Origin of the sequence: Paracoccus fontiphilus (genome assembly GCF_017356265.1) — a bacterium.
In the GTDB taxonomy this organism is placed as follows: domain Bacteria; phylum Pseudomonadota; class Alphaproteobacteria; order Rhodobacterales; family Rhodobacteraceae; genus Paracoccus; species Paracoccus fontiphilus.
Genome location: NZ_JAFNAW010000039.1, coordinates 24,208 through 32,964, shown reverse-complemented (window position 1 = coordinate 32,964; position 8,757 = coordinate 24,208). Strand labels below are relative to the sequence as shown.

Below are 8,757 nucleotides of genomic sequence, written 5' to 3'. Positions count from 1 at the left end.
GCCAGGCAGCATAATCTCAACCTACAGAGCCAGAGCCCTCCAGAGCAAAATCAGGTCGCCTGTTCCAAATCATTCGACGACGGACATGCTGCAAGAACTCCCATGCTGTCTTCCTGTCGGCCTTGTCGACCAGCTGGGTGACCGCGAACTTGCTGGTCCGATCAATGCCGACAAAGAGGTAGAGCTTGCCTTCAGCGGTCTGAAGCTCTGCGATGTCGATATGGAAGAAGCCGATGGGGTAGCGCTTGAACTTTTGACGCTTCGGCTTGTCCCCTTCGACATCCGGCAGCCGGGAGATACCATGACGCTGCAGACACCGGTGCAGCGCTGATCGCGTCAGGTGCGGGATGGATGGCTGCAGAGCGAAGAGGCAGTCATCCAGTGGCAGCAACGTGTGCCGCCGGAACGCAACGACCATCGCCTCTTCTGCCTCGGTCAGGGTCGTTGAACGAGGTTCCTTTGGCCCGGTCTTCAGATCCTCGACCGTCGCCCGTTTGCGCCACTTCGCCACTGTCGTGGGATTGATGCCGAGCTCCCGGCTCAGCGTCGCGAGCGAAGCCTGCGATCGCTGTATTGCTGCTCTGACAGCGTGCGTGGTCGTGGCGCTTCCGTGACGAACTTGTCCCATAGGGCATCCTTCCATTCCTGAGAAAGGATCGCACCATCAAACCATGGGATCAAACACATAGAGTGTCAGCATTTCTCGCCTTGGCCACCGCAAAAATATGGCTGCCATACTTTGTCAACAGGGCCTAATGTCGATTGATCCTAAGCCTGACCCCGCCCATCTAATCATAAGACTTCCAGCCAACATGCTCACTCCAATCGCGAGGAGGAGGGGGCCGGCGAACTCCTCGGCCACTGTACCCGACGTCGAGGAAACCGATAGCAACATCAGGCTGAATTCTCCCCCGTTGGCCAGGATGACTCCGGTCCGCAATGAGGTCTGAAGCCCTTCGCCGAATAGTCGGGCGACGACGAAAACAATCAGCGTCTTTCCGCAGAGTATTATTGCAAGCCAGACCAGCACGGCAGGCCATTGAGATGGAAGGATCCAAAGTGGCAATTGAGTCCCGATACCGATAAAGAAAATCCCGACAAACAAATCGCGGAAAGGCCGTATCTCGTTCTCGACAGCATGGCGCGCGTCTCCCTCGCCGATGATCATGCCGGCCGCGAATGCGGCGAGTGCCGGAGAAAGGCCGGCGGTGGCCGCGACAATCGCGGACCCTAGTGCAATGGTGAGCGCGAGAAGCTGGGCAAGTTCCGGATCGCCACGCGACGCTACCCAACGGGCCAGCAACTGCAACGGGCCACGCGCAATGAACAGAGCTGCAACCAATGCCGTTGCACTGGCGACGACCGTTATCACGCCATGTCCCTCGGCGGCTCCGCTCATCGAATCGTGCAGAAGCAGGAATGCTACAGCTGCCAAGTCTTGAAACAGAAGCACTGCAATGGCCAGACGCCCTTGGGCCGATCCCAGAGCGTTCGCGCTTGCGAGCACCTTGAGGCACATGGCCGTGGATGACATGGCAACGGCCCCGCCGATGAGGATTGCGGGGACGGGCGCGAGATCGAAGATCAGACTCGCTATCAACGACACCGATATCGTCGTGACTGCAACCTGCGCGGCTCCAAGACCGAAGACATGCTTCCTGAGCGTTACGAGCTTCTCGAACGAGAATTCCAGGCCAAGAGCGAACAGCAGGAGTACTACTCCGATCTCGCCGATGCTGCTCAGGGCAGCGTTTTCGGCAATCAGGCCGAGGCCGGCAGGTCCGATGACTATGCCGGCAAGAATGTAACCGACGATACTGGGCACGCCGATCCGTGAACATATCGTCACGAGCACGAACGCGGCAAAGACCAACAAGGCCGCACTTTCAATAAATCCGGTCACGCCATGCATGTTCTTGTCCTTCTTCTCCTGATGGCATGGCGCAGGTAAGGCCAATACCTGTAAACTCTAGACGTGCGACCGCGCCCACTGCGCTATCTGCGCGGCAGGCATTGCACCGCTCGTCCTCGCGATCTCCTTGCCGCTCCTGAACAGGATCATGGTGGGAGTGCCGCGGATCCCGTAGCGGCCGGCAATCTGCTGTTCGGCCTCGGTGTCGAGCTTGCCCAGGCGGACATGGGGTTCGAGCGAGCGCGCCGCCGCCTCGAACTGGGGCGCCATCATCTTGCATGGCCCGCACCACTCGGCCCAGCGTGAATCTACCCGGTCCGAGCCGATCTTCGACGGCGGGGCCGAAGATCCACAGCGTCCACATGTTCAGTATGAGGTGCAGCCAGCCCCCGTGCAGGAAGATATTGGTCAGGAACGGGGTCCAGTCCGACGGGGCGACGAGGCGGAGCTGACCGAAGACGCGCGACGGCACCAGCGCGAACTCGAACAGGAACCGGTCCAGCACGCGCGGCGGCAGGCCGCTCTGGCAGAGGAAAGCGAGAAGGCTGATCCCGACGACTGACCAGACGGCCACGGGGGGTATCTGCGAGCAACGGTATTGGCCCATGGAAACATCTCATTTCCCCAAGCGCATGCAGCTGGCCGTCATCACGTCGTCTTTCTTGCAATTGTCACAGCCGTCCACGCCGGAGGATCAGAGGCGGGGAAGGATTCGAGCGAGGCTTCGAGGACCGGATCGAAACTCTCCCTGTCGCTGGTAGACGGGTCGGGCGTGCTCTCATGCTGGACGCCTCTTGAGAGGCGGCGATCGGGGCGGAACGGGACCCGGAAGGCTCCCGGGGCATCGACGCCCCTGTGCAGCCGGTGGCGCGTCTCACCCGCCCAAGGGTTCGCCATCCGGGCTCCCCCAGCGTCCTCGCGCACGACATAATGCCAGTCCTGCCGCTCTGCGAAGTCCACGGCACTGTCGCGATCCGGAAACTTCAGCCGAATCGGACGATAGGGATCGCCGCTGGACGTGTATCCCATCAGCGGCTCGATCTGCGGCGGCCGCGACGGCTCGAACTCGAGGACCCAGTAGTTGGGCCGAGGCGCCGATGTCATCGCGGAACGGGCAGGACGGTAGATGATTGCCGTCGGCACGTCCCAGGATGGCAGATCGGTTCCAGGAATTTTCGGCGGGAATGGTGGGCGATTATGGCCGCGCATATCAGTTCTCCCGGGTGTCGGTGGATACGAGAAGGTGACGTTCGAGATCGTCGAGTTTTTCCATTCGCCTCGAATTCAGGCGAACGGCGCGTTCGGTGTTCTGCGAAGGGAAGGCAGCAGCGTGCAGGACGTCCGACCGCATCGCTATCGTGAGATCGGCGACGGCATTCATCACGCCCTCTCCGTCCCCGTCCGAGAGCGTGCCGTCAGCAAAACCGGACTGCAAGCTCTCCAGTACCTGCTCGAAGCTGGACACGACCCCTGCACTCGCGACCACAGCCAGCTTGTGGCTGAGAACACGCAGTTCATCGATCAGCTTCGCATCGTGCCTTGCGGTTTCCACGATCTCTGCGACCTTCTCGATGCAGGCCATGTAAATGTCGCATTGCTGCTGGAGGATGATGACCCTTCCTTCCTTGCGAAGCTCGAGATCGGTCTGGCGATTGAGAAGCGCCGCGGTCAGAATGATCGTCACGACAGCGCCGAGGAAGATGAGCGTCATCTCCTGCGCGAAAGGCAGTATGTCTTCGGCAAGATACATCGAACGAAAAACGAAAACGATGCCGATGCCCAAGGCAGCGGCCGCAGCAGCAAATGCCAAGTCAGGCAGGCGGTTCGACATCAGCACCTCGCATTTTCGGTGTCAGGTGGCATGCACGGCTTTGCATCGGCGTCCGGCGCCTCTGCGTCCCGGTGCCGCAGGAAGATTGGCGTCGGACCGCTGCCGAACGGATTGAAGCCGGTGCTCAGGCAACGGTCGAAGATCGTTTCGTCCCATCGGGTGAAATCGTGCTCCTCGCCGGCAAGTCGCCCGTCATCCACCACAGGGCACCTCACGCCTTTGCCGATGGGGGAGCGTCATCGAAGGCCGCACCGTCCGAACGATCCGCCTTGCGAAGCCGTAGCCCGAGGAGGATCATCATCACCCCGAAGACCGCGGCGTAGAAGCCGATCAGCCAGCCGAGCGCGAGGAAGCTTTCGACCGGGCGCGTCAGCAGCATCCAGGTCACGACGACACCGAGAACGACCGAGAGAAGGCCGCTCAGGATCAGCCAGATTTCGCCGTTGATTTCCTTTCGCAGGCGGATCGCTGCCGCGATCTCGAGGGCACCCGAGAACACGGACCAGAATGCAATGCTGGCCCAGAGGAATGTCGCAAGCACAAGCGTCGCGACGAACGGCGAGAAGACCACGACGACCCCCGTGGCGATCCCCAGAATGCCGCTGAACATCAGCCAGCCCCAGCGGTCGCCCCCGCGGATGTTGCGGACGGCGGCGACGAGGCCGAACACGCCATCGGCGAAGGCGAAAGCGCCGAAGACCAGCGTCAGAGCAAGCAGCGACTCCGCAGGCATGAGGAAGGCGAGAACCGCGATCACCAGCGCCAGGACACCGCGCAGCACGAACAGCCACCAGTTCCCGGACAGGCTGCACAGCATGTCCTGCATCGTGTCGGATTGCTTTGCAGAGGTTGTCGTCATTGGTCCATCTCCTGTTCAGGTTTCAACTCAGTAGTGCCGATTGTCTCCGCGCCGGCCAGGGCGGCCGCCACGCGGCGGCGGTCCTCGACCGGTTGAGGCAGACACTGCGTCCGGGCAATTTCCCTTTCCACGGGCGCGCGCCCCGATGCCTCGCCGATCAACCCGGCTTCGACCAGCGTGCCGCGCAGTGTCTCCGCCGCGTTCTCTGCAATCTTCAACACTTCCGCCTCAGTGAGACCCAGGAGGTGCGCCGTCTCCGCGATCGTGGCGTCTTCCAGGTACATCCGATACAGGACGCGGCGCTCGACCGGAGCAAGATCTGCGATAGCCCGGTGCAGTGCCATGGCGATATCATGACGATCCACTTCGGTCTCGGGGTCTGTGCCGCCGTCGTCGGCGATGAGGTCCTCTAGCATCAGCACTTCGTCGGGCTGGTAGAACTCGAACATCGCCTGATCCGCCTCGATCGGATCCTCCGCCGGGGCCTCGGGTTCCGCCTCGATGGAGGCGGCATCCTCAGGCACGGCGCGGCGGGCGGCGCGGGATTCTTCCTCGATGGTCTCAAAAGCCAGCCGTTTCAGCCAGTCGCCGACGGAAAACTCCGAAGGCCGATCCTCGAAGCGGGCCAGCCCCTTGAGGATCGTCGCATCGAAGAGACCGCGAACGCTCAGATATCCCTCCGGTACCGATCCGCTGCATTCGAGATAGGTCAACTCGCGCCTGACGGTGTCATAGATCGTATCGAGATGATCCTCGATCAGGTCAAAGAAGAGCTGGCGCCGGTTCGCTTCCGCCGCATCCCGCGCGGGCGGCAGCGGGGCGCCGATCCGGCGCCGGCGGGCGGGACGCTTGTATTCAGGCTCGTGCTTGAGGCGCGCCACATGCCGATCGACTTGGTGGCGCAGGTCGGCAAAGGCCTTGCGCAGGACAGGCTCGATCTCGAATCCCTCTTCCCGCGCCGCGATCACGCCCGACGGCAGTTGCAGGCGTAGGCTGACTTTGATGCGTTTCTTGCCCCTCGTCTGCGAGGCAACGACTTCGAGCCGGACCAGATCCTCGCGAAAGCGCGCAAGGTGCGGTTCAAGTTGCCGCACCTCCTCCTCGATGACCTCAGGCGCGCGCTGTTGGCCGTGCCGGTCGAGATTGCGGAATGATCTAATGACGTTCATGCCGTGGACCTTCCTATAACTCTCCGAAGAGATGGTCCGGCGCGACCGATATCGCGCCGGGCCAGTCTTTTGCGCTGTCACTCGGCGGACTTGTCGTCCTTGGACTGCACCTCATCCCCAACGCTGGGCTTCGGAACGTCCGTCCTGTCTTCGGCAACTTCGCTGGGCTCCTCGATCCCAGCCTTGGCCTGATCGTCCGGGCTGTCGTCACCGGTGTCCTTTACGATCTTTTCGAACACGACCCTCTGTTCGTCTTCCGACCAAGCGACGCGGACCTTGTCACCATCCTCGATCCGCCCGGAGAGCATCTCGCGGGCCAACTCGGTCTCCAACTCCGACCGGATCAGCCGGCGCAGCTCGCGGGCGCCGAATTCGGGGCGGAAGCCGACCGCGCCGAAGTGATCCACGACGCTCACGTCGAATTCGAGTTCGACGCCCTGGGTAAGGGCGGTCCGCTTCACCCGGTTGAGCTGCAACTCGACGATCTGGCGGATCTCCGACTTATTCAGCGAATGAAAGACGATGATCTCGTCGATCCGGTTGATGAACTCTGGCCGGAAATGACCGCGCAACACCTCCATCAGTTCGGATTTCTGCTTGGCCTCGTCGAACTCACTGCTGCCGCGTTTCGTGAGGTTGCGCTGGATGATGTCCGAACCGAGGTTCGAGGTGGCGATGATGATGGTGTTGGTGAAGTCCACCACGCGGCCCTTGCCATCTGTCAGGCGGCCATCGTCGAACACCTGCAACAGGATGTTGTAGACATCGGGATGCGCCTTTTCGATTTCGTCGAGGAGCACGACCGAGTAGGGCCGACGGCGCACCTTCTCCGTCAGCTGCCCGCCTTCGTCGTATCCGACGTAGCCCGGAGGTGCGCCAACCAACCGTGCCACCGCGTGACGCTCTCCATATTCCGACATGTCGATACGGATCATCGCGTCCTGATCGCCGAAGATCACCTCGGCGAGCGTCTTGGCCAGTTCCGTCTTGCCAACCCCGGTCGGCCCGAGGAACAGGAAGGTCGCGGTCGGACCGGAACCTTCGCGCAGACCCGCACGCGCCAGGCGCACCGCATCGGCCACGGCGCGGATCGCTTCTTCCTGGCCAATGACGCGCTCGTGCAGCTTCTCCTCGAGCTTCAGGAGTTTGTCCTTCTCCTCGGCGGTCAGCTCCGTGACCGGAACACCGGTGATCTTGGAGACGATCTGCGCGACATGATCGGCGCGCACCTCGGCGGTCGCCGAAGCCTGGTCGCGCTTCCAGATCTCCAGAAGCTCGTCAAGCTCCTTCTGCTTCTGCTCGAGTTCCTTCTTCAGTTCCGCTGCTCGGTCGAATTGCTTGCGGGCTGCGGCATAGTCCTGTTCGCGCTTGATCTGCGCGGCTTCGGCCTCCAACTCCTGGACGTCCACAGGGCGCGCTGTGGCGCTGATCTTCACACGTGCGGCGGCCTGATCGATCAGGTCGATCGCCTTGTCGGGCATGAAGCGACCGGTGATATAGCGATCCGAAAGCTCCGCGGCGGCGATGATCGCCTCGTCGGTGATCGTCACCTTGTGGTGGCTTTCGAGCGTGTCGCGCAGCCCGCGCAGAATCATGATCGTCTGTGCGACCGTGGGCTCGTCCACATAGACCGGCTGGAATCGGCGTTCGAGTGCCGCGTCCTTCTCGATGTATTTCTGATACTCGTTGAGCGTCGTCGCACCGATCAGGTTCAGCTCGCCCCGCGCCAGCGCCGGCTTGAAGGTGTTGGCAATGTCCAGACCGCCTTCGCCGCCGCCCTGGCCGGCACCCACGATGGTGTGGATCTCGTCGATGAAGAGAATGAGGCTGTCCTTCTCCTCGGTGATCTCCTTGAGGATCTTTTGCACGCGCTCCTCGAACTCGCCGCGATACTTGGACCCTGCGACCATCGAGTTGATGTTCAGTTCAACCAGCCGCTTGTCGCGCAGGGCCTCGGGCACCTCGCCGGCCACGATCCGCTGGGCGAGCCCCTCGATGATGGCGGTCTTGCCGACGCCGGGCTCGCCGATCAGCACGGGGTTGTTCTTCTTGCGCCGCGCGAGGACCTCGATCGTCGTTTCGATCTCGCGGGCGCGACCGATCACAGGGTCGAGCTTGCCCTCGCGCGCGGCCTTGGTGAGATCGCGGCTGAACTGGTCGAGATCGGGGGTGTTCGATGGAGTCTCGACGCGGCCTTCCTCGGCACCCTTGCCGACCACCTTCGTCACCTGCTGACGCAGCGCCTGCGGCGTCAATCCGTATTTGCGCAGGATCGACGCGGCCAGGCCTTCACCTTCCTCGGCAAGGCCGATCAGCAGGTGCTCGGGACCGACATAGGAATGGCCGAGTTCGTTCGAGGCGATGAAGGCCCGGTTCAGCGCGTCCTTCAGGCGAGGACTGACGCTGATTTCACCCTCCGTCTTGGCGTCTCCACGCTTCGCCTCCTTCTCGATCTGGCGCCGCAGATCGTCCACATCGACCTTGAACTGTTCCAGGATCGTCTTGACGACGTCAGACGGGGTCAATGCCAGAAGCAGATGTTCGGTGTCGACCTCGCTGCGCCCGAATTCCCCGGCCTTCTGTGCGGCATCCTGCAGCAGCTTGTTGCCCTGTTCGCTCAGCCGGTCGGCGATGGTGCGTCCGCCGCCGCGCCGCGATCCACGCCGCGGCGCGCCCTCGCCGACAGTGGCGTCGACGACAGCGTCATCGCCGTCACCCATGGAGCCGAGCGTGCCGCCTCGCAGCGGACTGTCACCAAAGAGGCTGCCGAAACCGCTCTCGCCGAAGAATTCGTCAAGAAGGGAACGCCGTCCGAACAGGGACTCCAGCGGCGAGGCGCTGCGCCCCGACCGGCGCGCCATTTCGCTGTAATGCTGGTCGCAAAGCTCCATGTTCTGAACCCTGCCGTTCACCGAGGCGCGCACGCGCGCCGTCGCCGGGCGACCGCAAATATCGCAAGCTCCGTTTGCCATTCGTCTTCTCCGTT

Annotated in this window: 7 protein-coding genes and 2 pseudogenes; all 9 read right to left on the bottom strand. The window is 62.4% G+C overall.

The window, feature by feature from the left end; translation table 11 throughout:
• Positions 1-82 precede the first annotated feature (82 nt).
• Positions 83-628 (bottom strand): annotated as a pseudogene (locus J0F76_RS13430) (transposase family protein); the annotation flags it as partial.
• A gap of 114 nt (positions 629-742) precedes the next feature.
• Entirely contained in the window at positions 743-1,912 is a 1,170-nt protein-coding gene (locus tag J0F76_RS13425) for a cation:proton antiporter domain-containing protein (RefSeq protein ID WP_207470200.1), read from the bottom strand.
• Positions 1,913-1,969: 57 nt separating this feature from the next.
• On the bottom strand, positions 1,970-2,239 hold the full coding sequence (locus J0F76_RS13420; protein ID WP_377707386.1) for a thioredoxin family protein: 270 nt from the start codon (positions 2,237-2,239) through the stop codon (positions 1,970-1,972).
• A pseudogene (locus J0F76_RS13415) lies at positions 2,223-2,519 on the bottom strand (rhomboid family intramembrane serine protease); the annotation flags it as partial. The gene J0F76_RS13420 and the pseudogene J0F76_RS13415, both read right to left, overlap by 17 nt.
• 41 nt (positions 2,520-2,560) lie before the next feature.
• A complete protein-coding gene (locus tag J0F76_RS13410; protein ID WP_207470198.1) occupies positions 2,561-3,121 on the bottom strand; it encodes an NADH dehydrogenase ubiquinone Fe-S protein 4 in 561 nt (186 codons plus the stop codon).
• Between the two features lies 1 nt (position 3,122).
• Positions 3,123-3,743, bottom strand: coding sequence for a hypothetical protein (locus J0F76_RS13405; protein WP_037094075.1), 621 nt, complete (start codon positions 3,741-3,743; stop codon positions 3,123-3,125).
• Between the two features lie 211 nt (positions 3,744-3,954).
• Positions 3,955-4,569 carry an HdeD family acid-resistance protein gene (locus J0F76_RS13400; RefSeq protein WP_278250430.1) on the bottom strand — a complete coding sequence of 205 codons (615 nt, stop codon included), beginning with the start codon at positions 4,567-4,569 and terminating at the stop codon, positions 3,955-3,957.
• A 29-nt stretch (positions 4,570-4,598) separates the two neighbouring features.
• Positions 4,599-5,771: an RNA polymerase sigma factor gene (locus tag J0F76_RS13395; protein WP_207470193.1), complete on the bottom strand. Its 1,173-nt coding sequence runs from the start codon at positions 5,769-5,771 to the stop codon at positions 4,599-4,601.
• A 77-nt stretch (positions 5,772-5,848) separates the two neighbouring features.
• Positions 5,849-8,743, bottom strand: a complete 2,895-nt coding sequence (locus J0F76_RS13390) for an ATP-dependent Clp protease ATP-binding subunit (RefSeq protein ID WP_207470191.1) — start codon at positions 8,741-8,743, stop codon at positions 5,849-5,851.
• Positions 8,744-8,757 lie beyond the last annotated feature (14 nt).